Below are 23057 nucleotides of genomic sequence, written 5' to 3'. Positions count from 1 at the left end.
GGTGGCGCCCGCGCCGCCGCCGGTCGCGCCGCCGCTTCCGTTCACCGCGGTGGGCGCCATCGAAGGCGCGCACGTGGCGGAAGGGCGGCCCGTCGCCTTCGTGAAGCAGCAGGAGCAATTGCTGCTGGTCCGCGCCGGCGACACCATCGGGCAGACCTACCGGGTCGAGGCGGTGACCTCGCAGAAGATCGAATTCATTTACCTGCCGCTGATGCAGCGGCAAACGCTGGCCTTGTCCCCATGAAAACCGAGAACATGCAACGACGTGCCGAGGCCAGCCTGGTCGCGCTGGCGTGCGCCGCCTTCCTGGGCGGCTGCGCCAGCTACGAGCACGCCAAGGGAACACTCCAGCTGAAGATGGACAAGCCGGTCGAAGGCATCGAGTCGCTGGAGAACGCCACTCGCCTCTCGCCGACCGATCCGGGCTACAAGGTCGATTACCTGCTCAAGCGCGAGACGACCGTGCAGGACGTGCTGGCGCTGGCTGAAAAGCTGCGTGCGAACGGCAAGCTGGCCGAGGCGCAGGCCGCCTACGAGAAGGCGCTGACCATGGACCGGGGCAACGCGCGCGCGCGCGCCGCCCTGGCGGCGTTGCCGCAGGATGGCCGCTTCGCCAAGCTGCTGGGCGAAGGCGAGGCCTTTCTCGCCCAGGGCAAGCTGGAACTCGCGCTGGACCGCGCGGGGCAGGTGCTGGAGGAGCACCCGCAGAACCGGCGCGCGACCAAATTGAAGGAAGCCGTGCTGGACGCGCACGCCAACCTGGAGAACGACCGCGCCAAGGCGGTGGCCAACAGGTCGGTGCTGGAGAAGCCGGTCACGCTGCAGTTCAACGACGCGCCGATCCGCACCGTGTTCGAGGCACTGTCCCGTTCCGTGGGCCTGAACATCCTGCTGGACCGCGACGTGAAGCCGACCGCGCGCGTCACCATCTTCGTGAAGGACATCGCGGTGGCCGACGCGATCGACTTCATCCTCTTGCAGAACCAGCTCGAGCGGCGGCAGATCAACAGCAACACGCTGATGGTCTACCCATCCAGCGACGCGAAGAAGGCCGAGTACGAGGACCTGACCATCCGCTCGTTCCAGGTCACCAACGCGGACATCAAGTACCTCAGCACCATGCTGAAGTCGATGCTGAAACTGCGCGAGGTGGCGGCGGACGAACGTACCGGCATCCTGGTGATCCGCGACACGCCGGAGCGGCTGCACCTGGCCGCCAAGCTGATCGCGGTGCACGACGTGGCCGATCCGGAGATCATGCTGGAGGTGGAGATCCTGGAGGTCACCTCCTCGCGGCGCAGCAACCTCGGCTTTCTGCCGCCCAGCAGCTTCAGCGTCACCACGCCGGGTGCCCTCACGCTCGGGGCGCTGAAGCAGTTGCGCACCAACGACCTGCTGGCCTCGCCGCTATCGGCCACCTTGAACTTCAAGCTGGAAGACACCGACGCCAAGCTGCTGGCCAGCCCGCGCATTCGCGCGCGCAACCGCGAGAAGGCGAAGATCATGATCGGCGACCGGGTGCCGACCATCACCAACACGGTCACGCCGCTGACCACCGGTTCGTCCGTCGTCACCGGCAACGTAACCTACCAGGACGTCGGCCTCAAGCTGGAGTTCGAGCCGCAGGTCTATGCCAACAACGAAATCGGCATCAAGGTGAGCCTGGAGGTCAGCAACATCGCGGCCGAATTCACCGACGCGCAAGGCGGCCGCTCCTACCAGATTGGCACGCGCAATGCCAACACCAACCTGCGCCTGAAGGACGGGGAAACGCAGATCCTGGGCGGCCTCATCACCGACCAGGACCGCAACACGGCATCCAAGATCCCCGGGCTAGGCCACCTGCCGGTGGTCGGCCGCATCTTCGGCAACAACGACGGCAGCGACACGCGCAGCGAGATCGTGCTGGCGATCACGCCGCGCATCGTTCGCAACCTGCCCGCGCACACGCCGGAGGCCCGCAATATCTTCTCCGGCACCCTGAACGTGCTGCGCGAAAAGCCGATCCTCACCGAGCCGATCACCCTGATCCGGTCGGTGGCACCGGCGACCGGCACCGTGGCGCCGATCGGCCCGGCGGCGGGAACCACACCGGCGCCGGCTGCGCCGGGCGCCGTGTCCGGCGGGGTGCTGTTCAATCCGCTGCCGACACCCTCGCCTTCGGCAACGCAGGTTCCCGAAGGCGGCGGCGCGCTGCTGCCGGTGCCACCCCCGATGTATGTTCGGCCGCCGGTCAGCCGCTGACATGCGAACCCGGGTGGATCGCGGCTTCACGATCATCGAGCTGCTGGTCGTGTTCACCCTGCTGGCATTGCTCCTGAGCATCGCTGTGCCGCGCTACCTCGCATCCACCGATGCCGCGCGCGAGAAAGTGCGTGTTCAGAACGCCGCCACCCTTCGGGATGCGCTGGACAAGTTCAGAGCCGACCAGGGCTACTATCCGGCGGAGCTGGCCGAACTGGTTCAGAAGCAATACCTGCGCAAGCTGCCGGAGGACCCCGTGTCCGGCTCCAGCGCATGGACGCCGCTGCCGCATCCGGCAGGGATCGAGCCGGGCATCTACGACGTCGCGCCACCGGGCATCGCGCCTACCGCAAGCGGTGCGGCCGATGGCGCCGAGCCGCCGGCCGCACCTGCCAGCCAGGCCGCACCCTGAGAGGCGCCGAAGCATGAAACGCCGCGCGCGCGGATTCACGCTAGTCGAGCTATTGGTCACGCTGGCCCTGGTGGGCATCGCCGCGGCCATTGCGCTGCCCTTCGGCACGCTGGCGAACACGCGTACGAAGGAGGTCGAACTGCGCGTGGCGCTGCGCACCATCCGGCAGGCGCTGGACAACTACAAGGCCGCCGCCGATGCGGGAGCCATCGACAAGCCGACGGGTTCCTCAGGCTATCCACCGAGCCTCGACGTGCTGGTCAAGGGCGTGCCGCGCTCCACGGCACTGGGCTTCAACGCCACGCCGATGGTGTTCTTGCGGAAGGTCCCGCGCGACCCGTTCTTCGACGACAAGACAGTGCCGGCGGCGCAGAGCTGGAACATCCGCAGCTATGGCGCACAACCGGGTGACTTTGCGGCGGGGGCCGACGTGTTCGACGTGTCGTCCAGGTCGGGCCGCCCCGCGCTGGACGGCACGAAATTGAGCGACTGGTGATGGCGGCGGACAAGCCAGGCGGGGCCACCCGCTTGCGCAGCCAGCAGGGCCTGGTCCTGCTGGCGGTGCTGGTGTTCATTCTCATGACCACGCTCGCCGCCAGCAGCCTGGTCGTCAGCTACACGACGCAGCTGCAGCGAGAGAAAGAAGAGCAACTGCTGTTCGCCGGCGCGCAGATCCGCCGGGCGATCACCTCCTACTACAACACCGTGCCGCCGGGCGGCGCGCGCTCCTTGCCGCAGTCGCTGGAGGCATTGCTCAGCGACGACCGGTTTCCAAGACCGATCCAGCATCTTCGCCGGCTGTACCCGGACCCGATGACGGGCAGGCCCGACTGGTTTTTGATTCGCGAAGACGGGGGGATCGTGGGGGTGCGTAGCCAGTCGGCGCAGCCAACAATCAAGAAAGCCGGCTTTGGCAGCGGCAACGAGCATTTAGAAAAGACCGACCGGTATTCAGACTGGACGTTCGCGTTGCCAAGGCGTTGACTGCCCCTCTTCCCACCGGCCTCACCTTTCAGCCCCGCGCGTCACCACATAAATCCCCGCCATCACCAACCCCGTCCCCGCCACCACCCATCCCGTGAACGGCTCGCCCAGAATCACGATGCCCATGACGATGGTTGACACCGGCCCCACCATTCCCGTTTGCGCCGACAGCGCGGGGCCGATGCGCTCGATGGCCATCATCACCAGCACCACCGGCAGCGCCGTGCACAGCGTGGCGTTCAGCACCGACAGCCACAGCACCTGCGGCGCCACGCTGGTGGCGGCGCTCAGCGGGCGCAGCAGCAGGAACTGCGCTATGCAGCACAGGCAGGCCACCAGCGTCGCCCAAGCAGCCAGGCGCAGCGAGCCGACGCGCTGCACCAGGTGCCCGCTGTAGACCATGTACACCGCGTAGGTCACCGTGCTGGCGAAGACCAGCGCAACGCCGAGCGCCACGTTCTCGCCGTCCAGCCGCGCCTCGTGGCCGAACACCAGCACCACGCCGGCATAGCTGATCGCCACGCCCATGGCCTGCATGCGGCGCACCGGCTTGCGGTACAACACCCAGCTCAAAAGCAGCACCAGCGTGGGCGTGAGGTAGACGATCAGGCGCTCCAGCGAAGCCGTGATGTACTGCAGGCCGGCGAAGTCGAGGAAGCTGGAAAGGTAATAACCGCTCACGCCCAGCCCCGCCAGGCCGGCCCAATCGCGCAGTGCCAGCGGCGCCTGGCCACGGCCCGACCACCAGGCCATCACCGCGAAAATCGGCAGCGCGAACAGCATGCGGTACATCAGCAGCGTGACCGCGTCCACGCCGTAGCGGTAGGCCAGCTTCACGATGATGGCCTTGCCGCTGAACGCGATGGCGCCGCCGGCGGCCATTGCCAGCCCCGGGCCCATGCCGGACGCGGGCGCGTTCCTGCTCAAGCCGCCGCCATCGCCAGGCGCGTCATTCCTCGACGAAGGCTTCCTCGCGCTTGGCCTTGATCGAAGGCAGCGCCACGATCACGATCATCGCCGCCGCCGCGGCCAGCAGGCTGGCCGACAACGGGCGCGTGACCAGCACGCTCCAGTCGCCGCGCGACAGCAGCAGCGCGCGCCGCAGGTTCTCTTCCATCATCGGCCCGAGAATGAAGCCCAGCAGCAGAGGCGCGGGTTCGCACCCGAGCTTGATGAACAGGTAGCCGATGAAGCCGAAGATCGCCACCATCCACACATCGAAGGTGTTGTTGTTGGTGGAGTACACGCCGATGGCGCAGAACAGCACGATGGCCGGGAACAGCCAGCGGTAGGGCACGGTCAGCAGCTTGATCCAGATGCCGATCAGCGGCAGGTTCAGGATCACCAGCATCAGGTTGCCGATCCACATCGAGGCGATCAGGCCCCAGAACAGCTGCGGGTTGCTGGTCATCACCTGCGGGCCCGGCTGGATGTTGTGGATGGTCATCGCCCCCACCATCAACGCCATCACGGCATTGGGCGGAATGCCCAGCGTCAGCAGCGGAATGAACGAGGTCTGCGAGCCGGCGTTGTTGGCCGATTCCGGCGAGGCGACCCCGCGGATGTTGCCCTTGCCGAACGGCACTTCGCCCGGATGCAGCTTGGTCTTCTTCTCCACCGTATAGGCGGCGAACGAGGCCAGCAGTGCGCCGCCGCCGGGCAGGATGCCCAGCGCCGAGCCGAGCGCCGTGCCGCGCAGCACCGCGGGGATCATGCGCTTGAAGTCTTCCTTGGTCGGGAACAGGCCGCTGACCTTGCCGGTGAAGACCTCGCGTTCATCGGACGACTGCGACAGGTTGCTGATGATTTCGCCGTAGCCGAACACGCCCATGGCGATCACCACGAAGCCGATGCCGTCGGTGAGCTCGGGAATGTCGAACGAGAAGCGCGCCACGCCCGAGTTCACGTCGGTGCCGACCAGGCCCAGCAGCAGGCCCAGCACGATCATGGCGATGGCCTTGATGAGCGAGCCGGATGCCAGCACCACGGCGCCGATCAGGCCCAGCACCATCAGCGAGAAATACTCCGCGGGGCCGAACTTGAAGGCCACCTCGGTCAGCGGCGCGGCGAAGGCGGCAAGGATCAGCGTGCCCACGCAGCCGGCGAAGAACGAGCCCAGGCCGGCGGCGGCCAGGGCCGGTCCGGCGCGGCCCTGCCTTGCCATCTGGTAGCCGTCGATCACAGTGACGACCGAGGACGATTCTCCCGGCAGGTTGACCAGGATGGCGGTGGTGGAGCCGCCATACTGCGCGCCGTAGTAGATGCCGGCCAGCATGATCAGCGCCGACACGGGGGGCAGCGCGTAGGTGGCGGGCAACAGCATGGCGATGGTTGCCACCGGGCCGATGCCCGGCAGCACGCCGATCAGCGTGCCCAGCAGGCAGCCGATGAAGCAGTACAGCAGGTTGATCGGCGTGACGGCGACGCCGAAGCCGGTGGCGAGATTGGAAATCAGGTCCATGGTCGTTGCCTTCTCAGCCGGTGATGAAGCTCGGCCACACGGGGAATTGGAGCTTGAGCAGCCAGACGAAGGCCACGTAGCTGCCGATGGCCAGGACGGTGGCCAGCACGATGACCTCCTTCCAATCGAACTCGTCGCCGGCCAGGCTGGCGACGAAGGTCAGGCCGTAGATGGCGACAACCATGCCCATCGCGGGAACGTGGATCGACGGCAGGCCGCCCAGCAGGATGCCGAACAGGATGTTGGCGCCGAGCACGAAGCCCAGCGGGCGCCAGGCCCAGGGGCCGATCTTCTCGCCGTCCTCGGTTTCCACCACCAGCGACTCGAACACGATGAAGCCGCCCAGCGCACCCAGCAGGATGCCCAGCACCAGCGGGAAATAACCGGGGCCCATGCGGGCCGCCTCGCCGACGTTGTAGGTGGAAGCGCCCCAGCCGAAGGCAATGCCCACCGCCATGAACATGAGCCCGGCGAAGAAGTCCTTCTGGCTCTTGATTCTCATTCTGTTGTCTCCTTGGGAAGGATGCGAACCCGGCCGGATTGTCAGGCAAAAGGCAGCGCCCGCCGATGTGGGTTCCACCTACCGGGTTTTCACCTCACTCCAGCGGTGGTGTCGCCGTGAGGACCTCTTGCAGCGTGGTGACGCCTTCGGCCACCCGCAGCGCTCCGGCCAGCCGCAGCGGCCGCATGCCGTCGGCCACGGCCTGGCGGCGCAGTGCGGCGATGCTCGGCTCGCGCGTGACCTTGTCCTTGAACACCTCGCTGATCGACAGCAGCTCGTACAGGCCCATGCGGCCGAGAAAGCCGGTCATGCGGCAGTCCACGCAGCCCACCGGCCGGTACGGCTTCCAGCTGCCGGTGATGCGCCAGGGCTTGATGATCTCGTCGATGGTTTCCCGGGGGAAGTCGGGATCGCGCTCGCGGCACTGCTTGCACAGGGTGCGCACCAGGCGCTGCGCCAGCACGCCCAGCAGCGTGGCGTTGATCAGGTAGGCCGGCACGCCCAGCTCCATCATCCGCGTGACGGCCGAAGGCGCGTCGTTGGTGTGCAGGGTGGAGAACACCAGGTGGCCGGTCAGCGCCGCCTGCACCGCCATTTCGGCGGTCGCCAGGTCGCGGATCTCGCCCACCATGATGATGTCCGGGTCCTGCCGCATCAGCGCGCGCAGCCCCTCGGTGAAGCCGAAGTCCAGCTGCGGCTGCACCTGCGTCTGGTTGAACGACGGCTCGATCATCTCGATGGGGTCTTCCACCGTGCTGACGTTGACCTCCTCGGTCGCCACCCGCTTGAGCGTGGAGTACAGCGTGGTGGTCTTGCCCGAGCCGGTCGGCCCGGTCACCAGGATGATGCCGTGCGGCCGCTTGACCAGCGACTCCCAGCGCTGCGCGTCGTGCTGCGCGAAGCCCAGCGCGTCCAGGTCCTTCACCGCGGTGTCGGGGTCGAAGATGCGCATCACCATCTTCTCGCCGAAGGCGGTGGGCAGCGTGGACAGCCGCATCTCGACCTCGTCGCCGCGCGGGTTGCGCGTCTTGATGCGGCCGTCCAGCGGGCGGCGCTTCTCCACCACGTCCATGCGGCCCAAGAGCTTGATGCGCGCGATCATCGCGTTCAGCACGCCCAGCGGCATCTGGTAGACCGGGTGCAGCATGCCGTCGATGCGAAAGCGGATCACGCCCTGCTCGCGCCGGGGCTCCAGGTGGATGTCGCTGGCGCGCTGGTCGAAGGCGTACTGCCACAGCCAGTCCACCACCTGCACCACGCCCTGGTCGTTGGCGTCCAGCTGGCGGTTGGTCTTGCCCAGCTCCACCAGTTGCTCGAAGCTGGCCGCGCCGGCGTTGCCGCCGGCCTTTTGCGCCGCGCGCACCGACTTGGCGAGCGCGAAGAATTCCGCCGTGAAGCGCTGGATGTCCTGCGGATTCGCCACCACGCGCCGCACGCTGCGCTTGGCCTGGCGCTCCACCTCGCCCACCCAGTCGGCCATGAAGGGTTCGGCCGTGGCCACCACCACCTCGCTGGCGGTCACCTGCACCGGCAGCACCTTGTGGCGCTCGGCGTAGGCCGCGCTCATCATGTCGGACACCTTGCCCACGTCGACCCGCAGCGGGTCGATGCGCAGGTAGTCCAGCTGCGCGCGCTGCGCCAGGTACTGCGTGAGCGCCTCGAGGTCCAGCGGCTTGCCGTCGCTGGCCCGCGCCATCGCCACCGCGGCCAGGCGCACCAGCGGATGCTGCGCGCTTTCGGCCTGGGCGCAGCGCGCCGTGGTGCGGCGCGCCTCCTCGGCGCTGATGACGCCGTCCTCGCTCAGCCACTCGACCAGCTGCAGCCAGTGGAGCGGGCCGCGCGGCACGGCGGCGGTGGGTTTGGAGCTGGCGGCAGCGGTCATGGAAAGGGCAGTCAGGTGGCGGGCTTGAACACGCGCAGCCACTTCCTGGCCGGCAAACCCCAACGAGTTTGGATGGTTTCCGCGCGGGCGGCAAGCTCGCCGCGCAGCGGATGCACCGGGGTGCGCAGGGCCAGCACGATGGTATTGCCCTCGCGCGTCGGGCGGAAGGCCCAGACCGCGCCGTCGCCGAACGCCGCCTGGATGCGCGCCAGGCTGGTCTCGTAGCTGGACGTGCGGCCGAACAGGTTGACGGTCATGCAGCCGTCCTCGGTCAGCAGCGTGCGGCAGCCGCTGTAGAACGCCTCGCTGTCCAGCACCGGGGCGGCCGCCTCGTGGTCGTACAGGTCCACCTGCAGCGCATCGATCCTGCCGCGCCAGTGCGCGTGCATCACCACTTCCCCAGCGTCGCCCAGCACCACCGACAGCCGAGCGTCGTCGGCCGGCAGCTTGAACCAGATGCGGCAGGCGGCCACCACCTGCGGATTCAGCTCAATGGCGGTGGTCGCCATGCGCAGCTTCTTCCAGCAGAACTTGGTGAGCGACGCCGCGCCCAGCCCCAGCTGCATGGCATGGCGCTTCGCCACGGTGGTGGGGTCGACGAACAGCAGCCAGGCCATCATGCGCTGCACGTACTCCAGGTCGATCTCGTACGGCGCATCGAGCCGCATCGATCCCTGGACCCATTCGGTGCCCAGGTGCAGGTAGCGGATGTCGCCGTGGTCGGAAAAATTGACTTCGGGCAGCGCGGGGGCGGAGGCTTTCACAGGGCGCCGATTATGGGCCGCAAGCGCGGCAGTGCTGCCAGCGCGTTGGCCGTGGTCGCCCGCGCCAGTTCGTCCGCGCCGATGCCGCGCAGCTGCGCGATGCCGGCGCCGATGCGCGGCAGCTCCGCCGGTTCGTTGCGGCCCTGCGGCGTGCCGCCGGCGCGCTGCTCCGCCGTGCGGTAGAGCCAGTGCGGCGGAATGTCTGGCGCATCGGTTTCCACCACGATGCCTTCCAGCGGCAGCTCGGCGGCAAGCCGGCGCAGCTGCAGCGCGCGGTCGTAGGTGGACGCGCCGCCGAACCCCAGCCTGAAGCCCAGCCGCAGGAATTCGCGCGCCTGCTGCAGGCTGCCATTGAAGGCGTGCGCGATGCCGCCCACCGGCAGCGCGCGCAGGTGCTTGAGCAGGCGGTCGGCCGAGCGCCGCACGTGCAGGATCACCGGCAGCCCATGGCGTCGCGCGATGGCGAGCTGCTCGCGGTAAAAGAGCTCCTGGCGTTCGGCGTCGAGGCCGGGCACGAAGTAGTCGAGCCCGATTTCGCCCACCGCCACCAGCCGCGGGTCGTCGCGCCGCGCGGCCAACGCCCGGTCCAGCAGCTGAAGGTCTTCCAGCGCAGCGCGCGGCGTGGCCAGCGGATGGATGCCCAGCGCGTAGCTGTCCCCATGCTGGTGCGCGAGGCGCGCCACCGCGTCGAAGTTGCCGGCCTCCACCGCCGGGATGATGCAATGCATCACGCCGGCGGCCCGCGCACGTGCGCGAACTGCCGCGCTGTCGGCCGCGAATTCAGGCGCATCCAGGTGGCAGTGCGTATCGATCCACGCGGCGCTGCAGGTCATGCATCGATCATGCCGCAACCGTGCACAGCGCCGCAAAGCGTGATACCGTGCGACAAGCCTCAGGCAAGTTTTTTGAAGGTGAATGGATGCGCAGGCCCGCCCTCTACAGCTCCAGCCGGCCGAACCGGGCCACACCGGCGCACGCGCCCGGTGCTGCGTCCGGTTCACCCCAGGCCGATGCGGCGTCGCCCGCTTCCGCTGAACCCGCCACTGCCTCGCCCTCCCGCTTGCGCCGCTTCGGCGCATCGCTCTCCAATCCGCGCGTGATGTGGGCCGCCATTGTGTTGCTCGCCATCGCGCTGGGCAGCTCGCTGGTCCTGCGGCCGATGCAGCGCCAGCTGACGCAGGAGGACATCAACGCCGCCGTGCTCAAGACCATGGAAACCCAGGTCATGCCCTCGGAGTACACGCGCGCCTACGAGAACATCCGGCCCTCGGTGGTGCGGGTGGTCAGCTACGTGAAAAAGAGCCGGCTCAAGGATGACCCCGACGCGAAGCTGCCCGGCGGCGGCAAGCGTGCGAAGCCCAAGCCGCTCGGCGCCGCGCCCGGCGAGGGCGACATGGCCGCCGACGAGGTCGAGCACGGCGTGGGCACCGGCGTGGTCATCATCGACAAGGGCGTGATCCTCACCAACCTGCACGTCGTCTCCGGCGCCGACCGCATCAAAGTCACCTTCAGCGACGGCCTGGAGGCCTTGGCCACCGTCACCGGCGCGCAGCCCGAGAACGACCTCGCCGTGCTGCAGGCCAGCAAGATTCCCGACGATTTAATCGCCGCCACCATGCGCTCCACCAACGACCTGTCGCCGGGCGACAAGGTGCTGGCGGTGGGCTTTCCGTTCGGCATCGGCCCCTCGTCTTCCGGCGGCATCATCTCCGGCCTGGGCCGCGCCTTCCGCTCGCCCGAGGGCAAGCAGGAAATGACCAACCTGATCCAGTTCGACGCGGCGGCCAACCCGGGCAATTCCGGCGGGCCGCTGGTCACCATGGACGGCGAAGTGGTCGGCATCGTCACCGCCATCCTCAACCCCACATCGGCGCGCACCTTCATCGGCATCGGCTTCGCCGTGCCGATCGAGAACGCCGCTTCCGCCGCCGGGCTGCCGCCGTTCTGACGGCGCGCCGCGCTTTTCCTCCGTCCTCTTTCCCCACGCTTCCATGGAACAAACGAGCCGCACCGACAGCGCCACCGCCCAGCTGATGGAGCAGATTCTTTACGAGGTCAAGCGCGTCGTCGTCGGCCAGGACCGTTTCCTGGAACGCGTGATGGTGGCGATACTGGCCCAGGGCCACCTGCTGGTCGAAGGCGTTCCCGGCCTGGCCAAGACGCTGACGGTGAAGACGCTGGCGCACACCATGCGCGGGCTGTTCAAGCGCATCCAGTTCACGCCCGACCTGGTGCCGGCCGACCTGGTGGGCACGCGCATGTACAACCAGCGTACCGGCGAGTTCACCACCTCGCTGGGCCCGGTCTTCGCCAACCTGCTGCTGGCCGACGAAATCAACCGCGCGCCCGCCAAGGTGCAGAGCGCGCTGTTGGAAGTGATGCAGGAGCGCCAGGTCACCATCGCCGGCGAGACGCACAAGGTGCCCAGCCCGTTCCTGGTGATGGCCACGCAGAACCCGATCGAAACCGAGGGCACCTACCCGCTGCCCGAAGCCCAGGTCGACCGCTTCATGATGAAGGTGCTGGTCGACTACCCCACCGACGAGGAAGAGTTCGTCATCGTGCAGCGCGTCACCGGGCCGGCGGTGGAAGTCTCTTCCGTCGCCAGCACCGAACAGCTGGCCGCGCTGCAGCACGAATGCCGCCAGGTCTACGTCGATCCCTCGCTGGTGCAGTACGCGGTGAAGCTGGTGTCGGCCACGCGCACGCCGGAGCGCCACGGGCTGAAGGACATGGGCAAGTACATCACCTACGGCGCCAGCCCGCGCGCCACCATCAACCTGACCGAAGGCGCGCGCGCGCTGGCCATGCTGCGCGGACGCAGCTACGCGCTGCCCGAGGACATGATGGACCTGGTGCCCGACGTGCTGCGCCACCGCGTGGTGCTGTCGTACGAGGCGCTGTCCGAAGGGCTGACCGCCGACGGCATCGTCGCGAAGATCATGGCCAAGATTCCGCCGCCGGCCAAGCCGCTGGAACATGAAAAACTGGTGGCGTAAAAACTCGCCCGTTCCCCCTGAGCCTGTCGAAGGGCGGCCAGGGCTTCGACAGGCTCAGCCCGAACGGGTGGGTGGTGCCCTGCCCGAACGGGCAGTGGCGGACAACGCCGAAACCATCCTGCGGCGCCTCGAATGGACCGTGCTGCGCCGGCTCGACGGCCTGCTGCAGGGCGACTACCGCACGCTGCTGCGCGGCACCGGCCTGGACCTGGCCGACCTGCGCGAATACCAGCACCACGACGACGTGCGCCACATCGACTGGAACGTCACCGCCCGGCTGAACACCCCGCACGTGCGCGTGTTCACCGAAGACCGCGAGATGACCGCCTGGTTCCTGCTGGACCTGAGCCCCTCGGTGGACTTTGGCTCGGGCGAGCAGCGCAAGCAAAACGTCTCGGCCGAATTCGTCGCCGTGCTGGCGCGCCTGCTCACCCGCCACGGCAACCGCGTGGGCGCCATGCTGTACGGCGCCGGCGTCGATGCCGTGATCCCGGCGCGCAGCGGGCGCCGCCACGTGCTGCACCTGCTGCACAGCATGCGGACGCGCCCGGCGCCGGCCGAAGCGGGCGCCACCCGGCTGCACGAACTGCTGAACCACGCGGCCAGCTTCGTCCGGCGCCGCTCCACCGTGTTCGTGGTGTCCGACTTCATCAGCGAACCCGGCTGGGAGCGCGCGCTGGCCCAGCTGGCGCAGCGCCACGAGGTGGTGGCCGTGCGCGTGCTGGACCCGCTGGAGCTGGAGCTGCCCGACCTGGGTCTGCTCACCCTGCGCGACGCCGAGACCGGCGAACACGTGGTGGTGGACACGCACGACAAGGGTTTTCGCAAGCGCTTCGCGCGCATCGCCGCGCAGCGCGAGTCCGAGCTGCGCGAGGCGCTGATGCGCGCCGGCGTCGACGCGCTGGAGCTGTCCACCGACGGCGACCTGGTGGACGCCATCGTCCGCTTCGTCGACATGCGCAAGCGCCGCACCCGCCTGGCGGGCGGCGGCGGGCTGCCCACCCACCTGAAGCACGCGGCCTGAAGGAGATTCGAAGATGCATTTCCTCTGGCCCCAAAACCTCTGGCTGCTGCTGGCACTGCCGGTGCTGGTGGTGCTCTACCTGTGGCTGATGCGGCGCAAGAAGAAGCTGGCCGTGCGCTACGCCTCGCTGTCGATCGTCAAGGAGGCGATGGGCACCGGGCCGCAGCTGCGCCGCCACATCCCGCCCGCGCTGTTCCTGCTGGCGCTGGCCGCCATGCTGGTGGCCGCCTCGCGGCCGGTGGCGGTGGTCACCCTGCCGTCCAACCAGCAGACCATCATCCTGGCCATGGACGTGTCGGGCAGCATGCGCGCCACGGACGTGCTGCCCAGCCGGCTGGTGGCCGCGCAGAATGCCGCCAAGGCCTTCATCACCGAGCTGCCGCGCAACGTGAAGGTCGGCATCGTCGCCTTCGCCGGCTCGGCCCAGGTGGCGCAGCTGCCCACGGTGAACCGCGAGGACCTGGTCACCGCCATCGACCGCTTCCAGCTGCAGCGCGCCACGGCCACCGGCAACGCCATCGTGATCTCGCTGGCCACGCTGTTCCCGGACGACGGCATCGATCTTCAGTCGCTGCAGACCGGGCGCGAGCGGCAGAAGGGCTTCGCCATCGACGGCGAGAAGAAGGAGAAGAAGGAACGCCCGCCGGTGGCGCCCGGCTCCTACAACTCCGCCGCCATCATCATGCTGACCGACGGCCAGCGCACCACCGGTGTCGACCCGATCGAGGCGGCCAAGCTGGCGGCCGACCGCGGCGTGCGCGTCTACACCGTGGGCATCGGCACGGTGGATGGCGAAACCATCGGCTTCGAGGGCTGGTCGATGCGGGTGCGGCTGGACGAGGAAACGCTGAAGTCCATCGCGCAGAAGACCAGCGCCGAGTACTTCTACGCCGGCACCGCGCAGGATCTGAAGAAGGTCTACGAGGCGCTCAGCTCCAAGCTCACCGTCGAGAAGAAGGAAACGGAAGTGTCCGCGCTGCTGGCCCTGGCGGCCGCCGCGCTGGCGCTGCTGTCGGCCGGCCTGTCGGTGCTGTGGTTCAACCGCATCCTGTGAGCTGAGCGGGCTGCTGGTACGCGCGTGACACGCCCGACGCGCGGCGGCCGCTAGGATCGCCGCACGCATGACAGAACCCGCGCGCGCGGGCGCGGCGCGGCGCAAGTGACGGTGTCGCTCACCGCCGATTTCCTCTCGGGCGCGCGCGAGGGCGAATGGCTGGAGGCGCACGTCACCATCACGCGCAAGGGCCGGCGTCTGGTCTACGCCAGCTACGACCTCACGGCGGGCGGGCGCCACGTGCTGCGGTCGTCTGCGGTGTTCGCCGCGGTCGACCGGCCGCCGCAGGACGGTTGAACAACTATTCCCGGAGCCATCCATGTCCCTGTTCGATCTCGGCGGCAAGACCGCCATCGTCACCGGTTCCTCGCGCGGCATTGGGCGCGCCATCGCCGAGCGGCTGGCCGAGCACGGCGCGCGCGTCGTCATCTCCTCGCGCAAGCAGGACGCCTGCGACGAGGTGGCCGCCGCCATCAACGCGCGCCACGGCGAAGGACAAGCGATCGCCGTGGCCGCCAGCATCTCGTCGAAAGAAGCGCTGCAGCAACTGGTGGACCGCACCAACGCCGCTTTCGGCCGCATCGACGTGCTGGTGTGCAACGCCGCCGTCAACCCGTATTTCGGGCCGATGGCCGGCATCGCCGACGAACAGTTCCGCAAGATCCTGGACAACAACGTGCTCAGCAACCACTGGCTGATCGGCATGTGCGCGCCGCAGATGGTCGCGCGAAAGGACGGCTCGATCGTCATCGTGTCCTCCATCGGCGGCCTGCGCGGCAGCACCTTGATCGGCGCCTACAACGTGTCCAAGGCAGCCGACTTTCAGCTCGCGCGCAACCTGGCACACGAGTACGGGCCACACGGCGTGCGGGTGAACTGCATCGCGCCGGGCCTGGTGCGCACCGACTTCGCGCGCGCGCTGTGGGAGGACCCGAAGACGCTGGAGCGCGCCACGCGCGAGGTGCCGCTGCGCCGCATCGGCGAGCCCGACGAGATCGCCGGCGCAGCGGTGTTCCTGGCCTCGCGCGCGTCCAGCTTCGTGACAGGCCAGGCCATCGTGTGCGACGGCGGCGCGACGATCTAGGACGCGGTTTTCTCCGCTTCCTGCAAGGCGCGCCACATCACCTTGCCGGTGCCCGACTTGGGCAGGCTCTGCGCGAACTGCACGATATGCGGAGCCTTGTAGGCAGCCATGTTCTCGTGCGCCCAGTCGGCGATCTGCTGCTCGGTGACCTGGCCGACCGAGGCCGGCTTGAGCACCACCACCGCCTTCACCGTCTCGCCGCGCCGCGCGTCCTGCGCCGCGATGACGCAGGCTTCCTGGATCGCCGGGTGCTTGTACAGCAGCGCCTCCACTTCGGCCGGCCAGACCTTGAAGCCGGCCGCGTTGATCATGCGCTTCAACCGGTCGACGAAGAAGAAGTAGCCTTCCTCGTCCACGTAGGCCAGGTCGCCGGTGCGCAGGAAGCGCTTGCCGTCGATCTCCACGAACGCCTGCGCCGAAGCTTGCGGCTGGTTCCAGTAGCCGGTCATCACCTGCGGGCCGTGCGTGATGATCTCGCCTACCTCGCCGGGCGGCAACTCGCGCAGCGTGGCCGGGTCGACCACGCGCGAGTCGACGCCGGCCAGCGGAATGCCCAGGCATTGCTCCTTGGGCCGCTCCAGCGGATTGGTGTGGCTGGCCGCCATGGTTTCGGACAGGCCGTAGCCTTCCACGTACTTCAGGCCCACCTTCTGCTCCATCGCCAGCGCCACCGCCTTGGGCATGGCGGCGCCGCCGCCGTTCAGGCGCTGCAGGCTGGACAGGTCGTAGTCGTCCAGCCGCGGGTTGGACATGAAGTCGATCACCATGGCGGTGATCAGCGTCATCGAGGTGATGCCGTGGCGCTGCACGCACAGGGCGGCGGCATCGCGGTCCCAGCGCGGCAGCACCACCACCGTGCCGCCGAAGTAGATGACGGTGTTCATGTTGGACTGCATGCCCGTCACGTGGAAGAACGGCAGCACGCCCAGCACCACGGCGCCCTGGTTGGCGCGGTGCCAGACGCCGTTGCTCACCGTGTTGTACATGGTGCTGCGGTGGGTGTGCATGCAGCCCTTGGGGTGGCCGGTGGTGCCCGAGGTGTAGGGCATCACCGCCAGGTCGTCCGCGCCGGCCTGCATGGGCGCGGGCTTGCGCGCGGCGGCCAGCACGTCGGCCCAGGCAACGGCGCGCGCATCGCTCAGCGCAGCGCGCGGCGCCGGGACGAAGTCCGGCAGCTGCCAGTCGCACCCGGGTTCGACGTAGTCGCCATACGTGGCGACGACGATCTTCTCCAGTCCCTGGCCCAGCAGCGGCTGCATGCGCGCCAGCAGCTCCTGCGCGACGAAGGCCACCCTGGCACCCGCGTCCTCCACGTAGTGGCGCAATTCCTCGGTGAGGTTCATCGGGTTGACGGGCACCACCACCGCGTCGGCGCGCAGGATGGCGTAGTAGGCGGCGATGAACTGCGGGCTGTTCTGCATGTACAGCAGCACGCGGTCGCCCTTCTTCACGCCGCAGTCCTGCTGCAGCCAGCCGGCGATGCGCTCGGTTTCGTCCCTGAAGTGGCCGTAAGTGATCTCGGTGCCGTAGAAGACGATGAAGGGCTTGGCGGGGAAGCGGGCGGCCGAGACCTCCACGTTGGCGTAGAGGCTGGTCTCGGGAATCCAGAGGTGCTTGGGGGCGAAGCGCGGCCAGTGCGCCAGGTGCAGGTCCGACATGGGGTCCTTGAAGAGATGCGGGTGGAAGCGGACGCTTCACGACACCGTCCATCCTAGGAATGCCGCCGGTGGAATTCGATCACCTGGGCGACAGAATGCCCCTGGTGGATTCCCGCAGTGCGCGCGGGCTCAGTCCAGCTGGCCGAGCACCAGGTGCAGCGTGCGGGCGCAGCGCGCGGCCAGCGTGTCGTCGTGCGTCACCAGCACGAAAGCCGTGCCGCGCTCGCGCGCGAGCTGGAGCATGAGTGCGAACACGCTGTCCGCGGTGCTGCGGTCGAGGTTGCCGGTGGGCTCGTCGGCCAGCACGCAGGCTGGCCGCGTGACCAGCGCGCGCGCGATGGCCACGCGCTGGCGCTCGCCGCCCGACAGCTCGGCCGGGCGGTGGTGCAGCCGGTGGCCGAGGCCCACGGCCTCAAGAATTTCGGTGGCCGCCTCGGCGCAGCGCTCGGGCGATTCGCGCCGGATGCGCAGCGGCATGCCCACGTTGTCCAGCGCGCTGAACTCGGGCAGCAGGTGGTGGAACTGGTAGACGAAGCCCAGGTGCCGGTTGCGCAGGTCGCCCTGCTGCGCCGGCGACAAGGTCGACAGCTGCCGGCCCATCAGCGACACCTCGCCGGTGGTGGGCGCGTCCAGCCCGCCCAGCAGGTGCAGCAGCGTGCTTTTGCCGGAACCGGATGCGCCGACGATGGCCAGCGTGTCGCCGGCATGCACGTCGAGATCGACGCCGCGCAGCACCTCGACGTCCAGCGGGCCCTCGCGGAAGCGCTTGGAGAGGTTGCGGCAGGAGAGGACGGTTTCCGTCCGGGCCGGGCCCTCGCCCGTTCGGGCTGAGCTTGTCGAAGCCCCCGCAATCCCTTCGACAGGCTCAGGGCGAACGGACGATGGCGGCTCGGGGCGAACGGTGGTGGCCTCATTCATACCGCAGCGCCTCCGCCGGATTCACCTGGCTGGCGCGCCAGCTGGGGTACAGCGTTGCCACGAAGGCCAGCACCAGCGAGATCAGCGCGATCGGCACGATGTCGTTGCTCTGCGGGTCGCTGGGCATCCGGCTGATGAGGTAGATGTCGCGCGGCAGGAAGCTGGCGTTCAGCAGGTGCTCCAGCGCCGGCACGATCACGTCGATGTTCATCGCGATCAGCAGCCCGCCCAGCAGCCCCGCCAGCGTGCCGATCACGCCGACCGCCGCGCCCTGCACCACGAAGATGCCCATGATGCTGCGCGGGCTGGCGCCCAGCGTGCGCAGGATGGCGATGTCGGCGCGCTTGTCGGTCACCGTCATCACCAGCGTGCTGACCAGGTTGAACGCCGCCACCGCCACGATCAGCGTGAGGATGATGAACATCATGCGTTTTTCCAGCTGCACGGCGGCGAACCAGGTGCGGTTCTGGCGCGTCCAGTCGCGGATCACGAACTCGCCGGAAAGATGCCCCTGCAGTTCGGCGGCGACGTCGCGCGCGCGGTTCAGGTCCTTGAGCTTCAGCCGCACGCCGGTGGGGCCCTCCAGCCGGAAGATGCGCTGCGCGTCCTCGATGTTGAGCATCAAGAGGCCGCTGTCGTACTCGTAGTGGCCGGAATCGAAGGTGCCCACCACCGTCATCTGCTTCAGGCGCGGCACTACGCCGGCCGGCGTCACCTGGCCGCCCGGCGCGATCAGCGTCACCGGGTCGCCTTCGCGCACGCCCAGGCTGCGCGCCAGCTCGGCGCCCAGCACCACGCCGAAGGCGCCGGGCTGCAGCTTGGCAAGCGTGGTGCGCGCGGCGGCGGCGACGTCGGTCACCTGCGGCTCCTGCGCCGGGTCGATGCCGCGCACGATGGCGCCGCGCATGTCCTCGCCGTGCGCCAGCAGCGACTGCGTGGCCACGAAGGGCGCGGAGCCCAGCACCTGGGGGTTCTTGCGCGATTCGGCGATGGTGCGGTTCACGTCCGGCAGCACGCCACCGCCGGGGCCATAGATTTCGATGTGCGACACCACGCCCAGCATGCGGTCGCGCACCTCCTTCTGGAAGCCGTTCATCACCGACAGCACGATGATGAGCGCCGCCACGCCCAGCGAAATCCCCAGCATCGACACCATGGAGATGAAGGAGATGAAGCCATTGCGCCGCGTGGCGCGGCCGGCGCGGGTGTAGCGCCAACCCAGCGTCAGTTCGTAAGGAATTCGCATCGGGGCGGGTTTTTGGTCGGGCTCGATTGTGGCATCCCCGACAATATGCCTGTGTCAGACGGCGTCCACTTGCTCATCCCTTTCGCCGCCAGCCTTTCGCCGGGGTGCCAGCAGGCGTTGGCCGGCCTGCAAATGCCCCACCTGGAGCGCCTGCTGGCGCGCCTGTCGCCAGGCGTGCTGGAAGAGGGCGACGCCGACAGCCTGTCGCCCCCGCACGAGCGCGCGCTGGCGCGCGCCTACGGCCTGGCCTCACCCGACGGCTGCATTCCCTGGGCCGCCGCGCAGCTGGAGCAGGCCGGCCGCGACAGCTACTACGCCGCCTGGGCCTGGATCACGCCCTGCAATTGGGAGGTGGGCCGCGACAACCTCGTCATGGGCCACCCCCAGGCGCTGCAGCTCGACCCGCGCGACGCGCAGCAGTTGATGGCCGCCATGCAGCCCTACTTCGAGCAGGACGGCATCCAGCTGGAATACGACGCACCCACCCTGTGGCTGGCGCGCGGCGAAATTTTCCGTAATCTGCCCACCGCCTCGCTGGACCGGGTGGTCGGCCGCAGGGTGGACGGCTGGATGCCGCGGGGCGACGCCGGCCGGCCTCTGCGCCGGCTGCAGCAGGAGATGCAGATGCTGCTGTACACCCACCCGGTCAACGACGCGCGCGCGCGCGTCGGCCTGCTGCCGGTCAACTCGTTCTGGGCGAGCGGCACCGGCGCCCTGCCGCCGCACGGCAAGCCCGCGCCCTCGGGCATGGAAATCACCCACTACCTGCGCGACGCCGCGCTGCGCGAGGACTGGCCGGCCTGGGCCGCCGCCTGGACGCAGCTGGACGCCACCGAATGCGCGCGCCTCTTGAAGGCGCTGAATGGCGGCCAGCCGGTTAGCGTGACCTTGTGCGGCGAGCGCAGCGCCCGCACATGGTCCACGCAAGGCGGCGGCTGGCTGCGCCGCGCCGCGGCGCTGCTGGGGCGCCAGCGCATTGCCCAACTCCTGGAGCCTCTTTGAAAATCCTGACCCGCGACGTTCCGCCGCGCGCCGTGTGGGCGCTGGAACAGGCCGGCGTGCACCCGCTGCTGGCGCGCCTGTACGCGTCGCGCGGCGTGGCCACCAGCGACGAGCTGGACGACGGCCTGCCGCGCCTGCTGCCGCCCACCCTGCTCAAGGGCGCGCGCGAAGCCGCCGTGCTGCTGGCCGACGCCATCGCGGCCGACAAGCGCCTGTGCATCGTGGCCGACTACGACTGCGACGGCGCCACCGCCTGCACGGTGGCCGTGCGCGGCCTGCGCCTGCTGGGCGCGCGGCACGTCGGCTACATGGTGCCCGACCGCGTGGCCGACGGCTACGGCCTGACGCCGCCGATCGCGCGGCGCGTGAAGGACACCGGCGCCGACCTGCTGATCACCGTGGACAACGGCATCGCCAGCGTGGACGGCGTGGCCGCGGCCAACGCGCTGGGCCTGCAGGTGCTGGTGACCGACCACCACCTGCCCGGCGCCGAACTGCCGGCCGCGGCCGTCATCGTCAACCCCAACCAGCCGGGCTGCGAATTCGAGAGCAAATCGATCGCCGGCGTCGGCGTGATGTTCTACGTGCTGCTGGCGCTGCGCGCCGAGCTGCGCGCGCGCGGCGCGTTCGAAACGGCCGCCCAACCCAAGCTGGACGCCTTGCTGCCGCTGGTGGCGCTGGGCACCGTTGCCGACGTGGTCAAGCTGGACGCCAACAACCGCCGGCTGGTGGCGCAAGGCCTGAAGCGCATCCGCGCCGGCGCCCTGCCCTGCGGCCTGTCGGCGCTGTTCACGGTGGCAGCGCGCAAGGCGCAGGTGGCCACCACCTTCGACCTGGGATTCGCGCTCGGCCCGCGCATCAACGCGGCCGGCCGGCTGGCCGACATGACGCTGGGCATCGAATGCCTGCTGACCGACGACGCGGCGCGCGGCGATGAACTCGCGCGCACGCTGGACGGCATCAACCGCGAGCGGCGCGAGATCGAGGGCGACATGCGCGAGCAGGCGCTGCAGATCGCCGAATCGCTGTTCGACGCAGGCGACGCGCCGCCGCCCGCCATCTGCGTGTTCGATCCCGATTTCCACGAAGGCGTGGTCGGCATCGTGGCGGCGCGCATCAAGGACAAGCTGCACCGGCCGACCTTCGTGTTCGCCGCCAGCCAGGCACCGGGCAAGGAGCACGAACTCAAGGGCTCGGGCCGCTCGATCCCCGGCTTCCACCTGCGCGACGCGCTGGACCTGGTGGCCAAGCGCCACCCCGGCGTGCTGCTGCGCTTCGGCGGCCACGCCATGGCGGCCGGCTGCACGGTGGCCGAGGAGCACCTGGACACCTTCGAGCAAGCCCTGGGCCAAGTGGCGCAGGAATGGCTGGATGCGGCCACCCTGCTGCGCCGGCTGTACACCGACGGCCCGCTCGCGCCCGAGTACCTGCGGCCCGACCTGGTCGACACCCTGCACCACGTGGTGTGGGGCCAGGGTTTCGCGCCGCCGGTGTTCAGCGAGGAAGTGGAAATCGTGTCGCAGCGGCTGGTGGGCGAAAAACACCTGGCGATCCGGCTGAAGCACCAGGGCCAGCCGGTCGACGGCATCTGGTTCGGCCACACCGAGCCGCTGCCGGCACGGGTGAAGATCGCCTTCAGGCTGGATGCGGACGAATGGCAGGGGGTGCGGCGGGTGCGCTTCCTGGTGGAAGGCGCCGAACTCTAGGCGACTTTGGCGGTGTCGTCGAAGTACGAGAACAGCCGTGTCGCCGCGTCCTTCAGGTCCTCGTCGCCCAGCGTGCGGGCGCAGGCCAGCTGCCACATCGCGTATTCACGGTCGCCCAGCATCATGGGCGTGTTGATGCAGCGGCCATGCCCGGCCATCATCAGCGTGAAGGCGGCCAGCAGGTCGGTGGGGCAGTAGCGCGGCGCGTGCTGCGCTTCGTCGAAGTCGTCGCAGGCCTCCAGCGGCAAATCCGCCACCGCGGGGGAGGCGTCGTCAAATGCAGGAGCGGTGCGCGAATGCATGGGCGCGCCGCTCAGTTGAAGGTGTAGCTGACCGGCACGGTCGCGCCGCTGCGGTCCGCATCCGGGGAAAGGCGGCCGCTGCAGGTGGCCAGCGTGGCGTTGGGCACATGCCGCAGGCAGTCGGCCAGCACCAGATTCTCCATGCGGGTGTTCGATTGCCGCACCTGGGCGGCGCTCACCTGCTGGTTGCACAGCGCCCACAGGGCCACCAGTTGCACCAGCGCCAGAGCCGCGAGCCCGGCCCAGAACAGGCCCCGGCGCAGCGGGCGGTTGGCGGAAGCGGTCAGTGCTGGCAACATGGGAGGCTCCTTGGAGCGGTGTGGTGTGATGGATTCACTTTAGGCCGCCACCCGCGTTCCGCGCAGCCGCGATTTGCCGCGTGCCACTGTAGGACAACCCATTCAAGGCTGAGCTTGCAACATCCCGCCATGACGCCATCCGTTCTCGACGCCCAGGCCACCGCGCTCTGCCTGCCTTACGTTCCCCTGGTCGAGCAGCTGCGCGCCGTGCTCGCCGACCCGCAGGTGCGGGTGCCCCAGCGCATGGTGCAGGTGCTGCCCGGCGGTGGTTCGCTGTTCCTCATGCCCGCATTCGACGCGCAGGTGGCGATCACCAAGCTGATCACCTACACGCCCGGCAACGCCGGCACGCCGCGCCCCACCATCCAGGGCGACGTGGCGGTGTTCGACGTGGCGAGCGGCGAACGCCGGCTGCTCCTCGATGGCCCGGCGTTGACGGCGCGCCGCACGGCGGCGGTGTCGCTGCTGGCCGCGCAGCTGCTGGCGCCAAACACCCGCGGGCCGCTGCTGGTGGTG

General features: G+C 69.1%; 22 protein-coding genes and 3 pseudogenes. 14 read left to right on the top strand and 11 right to left on the bottom strand.

The annotated features are described in order from the left end of the window. The 5 genes and pseudogenes from H0U68_RS14295 to H0U68_RS14275 form a co-directional block, all read left to right on the top strand. Positions 1–244: pseudogene (locus H0U68_RS14295) on the top strand (secretion system X translation initiation factor); the annotation flags it as partial. Further along, positions 241–2244: a secretin N-terminal domain-containing protein gene (locus H0U68_RS14290; protein ID WP_296356688.1), complete on the top strand. Its 2004-nt coding sequence runs from the start codon at positions 241–243 to the stop codon at positions 2242–2244. The pseudogene H0U68_RS14295 and the gene H0U68_RS14290, both read left to right, overlap by 4 nt. A 13-nt stretch (positions 2245–2257) precedes the next feature. Next, positions 2258–2656: a prepilin-type N-terminal cleavage/methylation domain-containing protein gene (locus H0U68_RS14285; RefSeq protein WP_365731697.1), complete on the top strand. Its 399-nt coding sequence runs from the start codon at positions 2258–2260 to the stop codon at positions 2654–2656. Positions 2657–2669: 13 nt separating this feature from the next. Further along, positions 2670–3152, top strand: a complete 483-nt coding sequence (locus H0U68_RS14280; protein WP_296356684.1) for a type II secretion system protein — start codon at positions 2670–2672, stop codon at positions 3150–3152. Then, a complete protein-coding gene (locus H0U68_RS14275; RefSeq protein WP_296356683.1) occupies positions 3152–3640 on the top strand; it encodes a type II secretion system protein in 489 nt (162 codons plus the stop codon). Before H0U68_RS14280 ends, H0U68_RS14275 begins: the two co-directional genes overlap by 1 nt. A 21-nt stretch (positions 3641–3661) precedes the next feature. On the opposite strand, the gene H0U68_RS14270 is transcribed toward H0U68_RS14275, so the two are convergent. From H0U68_RS14270 to H0U68_RS14245, 6 genes are all read right to left on the bottom strand, one after another. Continuing rightward, positions 3662–4540: a DMT family transporter gene (locus tag H0U68_RS14270; protein WP_296356690.1), complete on the bottom strand. Its 879-nt coding sequence runs from the start codon at positions 4538–4540 to the stop codon at positions 3662–3664. 49 nt (positions 4541–4589) lie between these two features. After that, on the bottom strand, positions 4590–6101 hold the full coding sequence (locus H0U68_RS14265; RefSeq protein ID WP_296356681.1) for a tripartite tricarboxylate transporter permease: 1512 nt from the start codon (positions 6099–6101) through the stop codon (positions 4590–4592). Between the two features lie 13 nt (positions 6102–6114). After that, a complete protein-coding gene (locus tag H0U68_RS14260; protein WP_296356679.1) occupies positions 6115–6603 on the bottom strand; it encodes a tripartite tricarboxylate transporter TctB family protein in 489 nt (162 codons plus the stop codon). A gap of 94 nt (positions 6604–6697) precedes the next feature. Next, positions 6698–8485: a type II/IV secretion system protein gene (locus H0U68_RS14255; RefSeq protein WP_296356677.1), complete on the bottom strand. Its 1788-nt coding sequence runs from the start codon at positions 8483–8485 to the stop codon at positions 6698–6700. An 11-nt stretch (positions 8486–8496) separates the two neighbouring features. Then, a complete protein-coding gene (locus tag H0U68_RS14250) occupies positions 8497–9249 on the bottom strand; it encodes a spermidine synthase (protein WP_296356675.1) in 753 nt (250 codons plus the stop codon). Then, positions 9246–10082 carry a TatD family hydrolase gene (locus H0U68_RS14245; protein ID WP_296356672.1) on the bottom strand — a complete coding sequence of 279 codons (837 nt, stop codon included), beginning with the start codon at positions 10080–10082 and terminating at the stop codon, positions 9246–9248. The genes H0U68_RS14250 and H0U68_RS14245 overlap by 4 nt, the downstream gene beginning before the upstream one ends. Before the next feature lie 86 nt (positions 10083–10168). Here H0U68_RS14245 and H0U68_RS14240 point away from each other — a divergent pair, with 86 nt between their 5' ends. From H0U68_RS14240 to H0U68_RS14215, 6 genes and pseudogenes are all read left to right on the top strand, one after another. Continuing rightward, complete coding sequence (locus H0U68_RS14240) at positions 10169–11197, top strand: trypsin-like peptidase domain-containing protein (protein ID WP_296356670.1); 1029 nt, start codon at positions 10169–10171, stop codon at positions 11195–11197. Positions 11198–11240: 43 nt separating this feature from the next. Then, positions 11241–12248 (top strand): MoxR family ATPase, encoded by a 1008-nt coding sequence (locus tag H0U68_RS14235; protein WP_296356668.1) that lies wholly within the window; start codon positions 11241–11243, stop codon positions 12246–12248. Beyond that, complete coding sequence (locus H0U68_RS14230; protein WP_296356666.1) at positions 12229–13272, top strand: DUF58 domain-containing protein; 1044 nt, start codon at positions 12229–12231, stop codon at positions 13270–13272. The genes H0U68_RS14235 and H0U68_RS14230 overlap by 20 nt, the downstream gene beginning before the upstream one ends. Positions 13273–13285: 13 nt before the next feature. Then, entirely contained in the window at positions 13286–14326 is a 1041-nt protein-coding gene (locus H0U68_RS14225; RefSeq protein ID WP_296356664.1) for a VWA domain-containing protein, read from the top strand. Positions 14327–14425: 99 nt separating this feature from the next. Continuing rightward, positions 14426–14623, top strand: a pseudogene (locus H0U68_RS14220) (hotdog domain-containing protein); the annotation flags it as partial. Between the two features lie 22 nt (positions 14624–14645). Next, a complete protein-coding gene (locus tag H0U68_RS14215) occupies positions 14646–15410 on the top strand; it encodes an SDR family oxidoreductase (protein WP_296356662.1) in 765 nt (254 codons plus the stop codon). Here H0U68_RS14215 and H0U68_RS14210 read toward each other — a convergent pair. The 3 genes from H0U68_RS14210 to H0U68_RS14200 all read right to left on the bottom strand — a co-directional run bounded on the left by H0U68_RS14210 (position 15407) and on the right by H0U68_RS14200 (position 19232). Then, complete coding sequence (locus tag H0U68_RS14210) at positions 15407–17068, bottom strand: long-chain fatty acid--CoA ligase (RefSeq protein WP_296356661.1); 1662 nt, start codon at positions 17066–17068, stop codon at positions 15407–15409. The two genes, H0U68_RS14215 and H0U68_RS14210, sit on opposite strands and share 4 nt — an antisense overlap. A 129-nt stretch (positions 17069–17197) precedes the next feature. Further along, the gene (gene lolD, locus H0U68_RS14205) at positions 17198–17986 is read right to left on the bottom strand and encodes a lipoprotein-releasing ABC transporter ATP-binding protein LolD (protein ID WP_296356659.1); all 789 of its coding nucleotides are present in this window, start codon (positions 17984–17986) and stop codon (positions 17198–17200) included. Beyond that, entirely contained in the window at positions 17979–19232 is a 1254-nt protein-coding gene (locus H0U68_RS14200) for a lipoprotein-releasing ABC transporter permease subunit (RefSeq protein WP_296356657.1), read from the bottom strand. The genes lolD and H0U68_RS14200 overlap by 8 nt, the downstream gene beginning before the upstream one ends. Positions 19233–19301: 69 nt before the next feature. Between H0U68_RS14200 and H0U68_RS14195 the strand changes: the two genes are divergently transcribed. Both H0U68_RS14195 and recJ read left to right on the top strand, forming a co-directional pair. Further along, complete coding sequence (locus H0U68_RS14195; protein WP_296356655.1) at positions 19302–20234, top strand: phosphoglycerate mutase; 933 nt, start codon at positions 19302–19304, stop codon at positions 20232–20234. Beyond that, positions 20231–21940, top strand: a complete 1710-nt coding sequence (recJ, locus tag H0U68_RS14190) for a single-stranded-DNA-specific exonuclease RecJ (RefSeq protein ID WP_296356652.1) — start codon at positions 20231–20233, stop codon at positions 21938–21940. The genes H0U68_RS14195 and recJ overlap by 4 nt, the downstream gene beginning before the upstream one ends. On the opposite strand, the gene H0U68_RS14185 is transcribed toward recJ, so the two are convergent. Then, positions 21937–22242: a hypothetical protein gene (locus H0U68_RS14185; protein ID WP_296356650.1), complete on the bottom strand. Its 306-nt coding sequence runs from the start codon at positions 22240–22242 to the stop codon at positions 21937–21939. The genes recJ and H0U68_RS14185 overlap by 4 nt on opposite strands. 11 nt (positions 22243–22253) lie before the next feature. Beyond that, on the bottom strand, positions 22254–22541 hold the full coding sequence (locus H0U68_RS14180; RefSeq protein WP_296356649.1) for a hypothetical protein: 288 nt from the start codon (positions 22539–22541) through the stop codon (positions 22254–22256). Positions 22542–22670: 129 nt separating this feature from the next. Between H0U68_RS14180 and H0U68_RS14175 the strand changes: the two are divergent. Beyond that, positions 22671–23057: pseudogene (locus H0U68_RS14175) on the top strand (delta(1)-pyrroline-2-carboxylate reductase family protein); the annotation flags it as partial.

The organism is Ramlibacter sp. (assembly GCF_013697775.1).
Taxonomy (GTDB): domain Bacteria; phylum Pseudomonadota; class Gammaproteobacteria; order Burkholderiales; family Burkholderiaceae_C; genus Ramlibacter.
The sequence above is the reverse complement of the archived record's forward strand: the minus strand, read 5'-3'. Positions and strand labels throughout refer to the sequence as shown.

Coding starts and splice junctions, on each gene's coding strand:
- H0U68_RS14260 (WP_296356679.1), bottom strand. CDS start 6,603: ATGAGAATCAAGAGCCAGAAGGACTTCTTCGCCGGGCTCATGTTCATG.
- H0U68_RS14180 (WP_296356649.1), bottom strand. CDS start 22,541: ATGTTGCCAGCACTGACCGCTTCCGCCAACCGCCCGCTGCGCCGGGGC.
- H0U68_RS14290 (WP_296356688.1), top strand. CDS start 241: ATGAAAACCGAGAACATGCAACGACGTGCCGAGGCCAGCCTGGTCGCG.
- H0U68_RS14245 (WP_296356672.1), bottom strand. CDS start 10,082: ATGACCTGCAGCGCCGCGTGGATCGATACGCACTGCCACCTGGATGCG.
- H0U68_RS14235 (WP_296356668.1), top strand. CDS start 11,241: ATGGAACAAACGAGCCGCACCGACAGCGCCACCGCCCAGCTGATGGAG.
- H0U68_RS14240 (WP_296356670.1), top strand. CDS start 10,169: ATGCGCAGGCCCGCCCTCTACAGCTCCAGCCGGCCGAACCGGGCCACA.
- H0U68_RS14265 (WP_296356681.1), bottom strand. CDS start 6,101: ATGGACCTGATTTCCAATCTCGCCACCGGCTTCGGCGTCGCCGTCACG.
- H0U68_RS14270 (WP_296356690.1), bottom strand. CDS start 4,540: ATGGGCCCGGGGCTGGCAATGGCCGCCGGCGGCGCCATCGCGTTCAGC.
- H0U68_RS14200 (WP_296356657.1), bottom strand. CDS start 19,232: ATGCGAATTCCTTACGAACTGACGCTGGGTTGGCGCTACACCCGCGCC.
- lolD (WP_296356659.1), bottom strand. CDS start 17,986: ATGAATGAGGCCACCACCGTTCGCCCCGAGCCGCCATCGTCCGTTCGC.
- H0U68_RS14275 (WP_296356683.1), top strand. CDS start 3,152: ATGGCGGCGGACAAGCCAGGCGGGGCCACCCGCTTGCGCAGCCAGCAG.
- H0U68_RS14185 (WP_296356650.1), bottom strand. CDS start 22,242: ATGCATTCGCGCACCGCTCCTGCATTTGACGACGCCTCCCCCGCGGTG.
- H0U68_RS14215 (WP_296356662.1), top strand. CDS start 14,646: ATGTCCCTGTTCGATCTCGGCGGCAAGACCGCCATCGTCACCGGTTCC.
- H0U68_RS14230 (WP_296356666.1), top strand. CDS start 12,229: ATGAAAAACTGGTGGCGTAAAAACTCGCCCGTTCCCCCTGAGCCTGTC.
- H0U68_RS14255 (WP_296356677.1), bottom strand. CDS start 8,485: ATGACCGCTGCCGCCAGCTCCAAACCCACCGCCGCCGTGCCGCGCGGC.
- H0U68_RS14280 (WP_296356684.1), top strand. CDS start 2,670: ATGAAACGCCGCGCGCGCGGATTCACGCTAGTCGAGCTATTGGTCACG.
- H0U68_RS14210 (WP_296356661.1), bottom strand. CDS start 17,068: ATGTCGGACCTGCACCTGGCGCACTGGCCGCGCTTCGCCCCCAAGCAC.
- H0U68_RS14225 (WP_296356664.1), top strand. CDS start 13,286: ATGCATTTCCTCTGGCCCCAAAACCTCTGGCTGCTGCTGGCACTGCCG.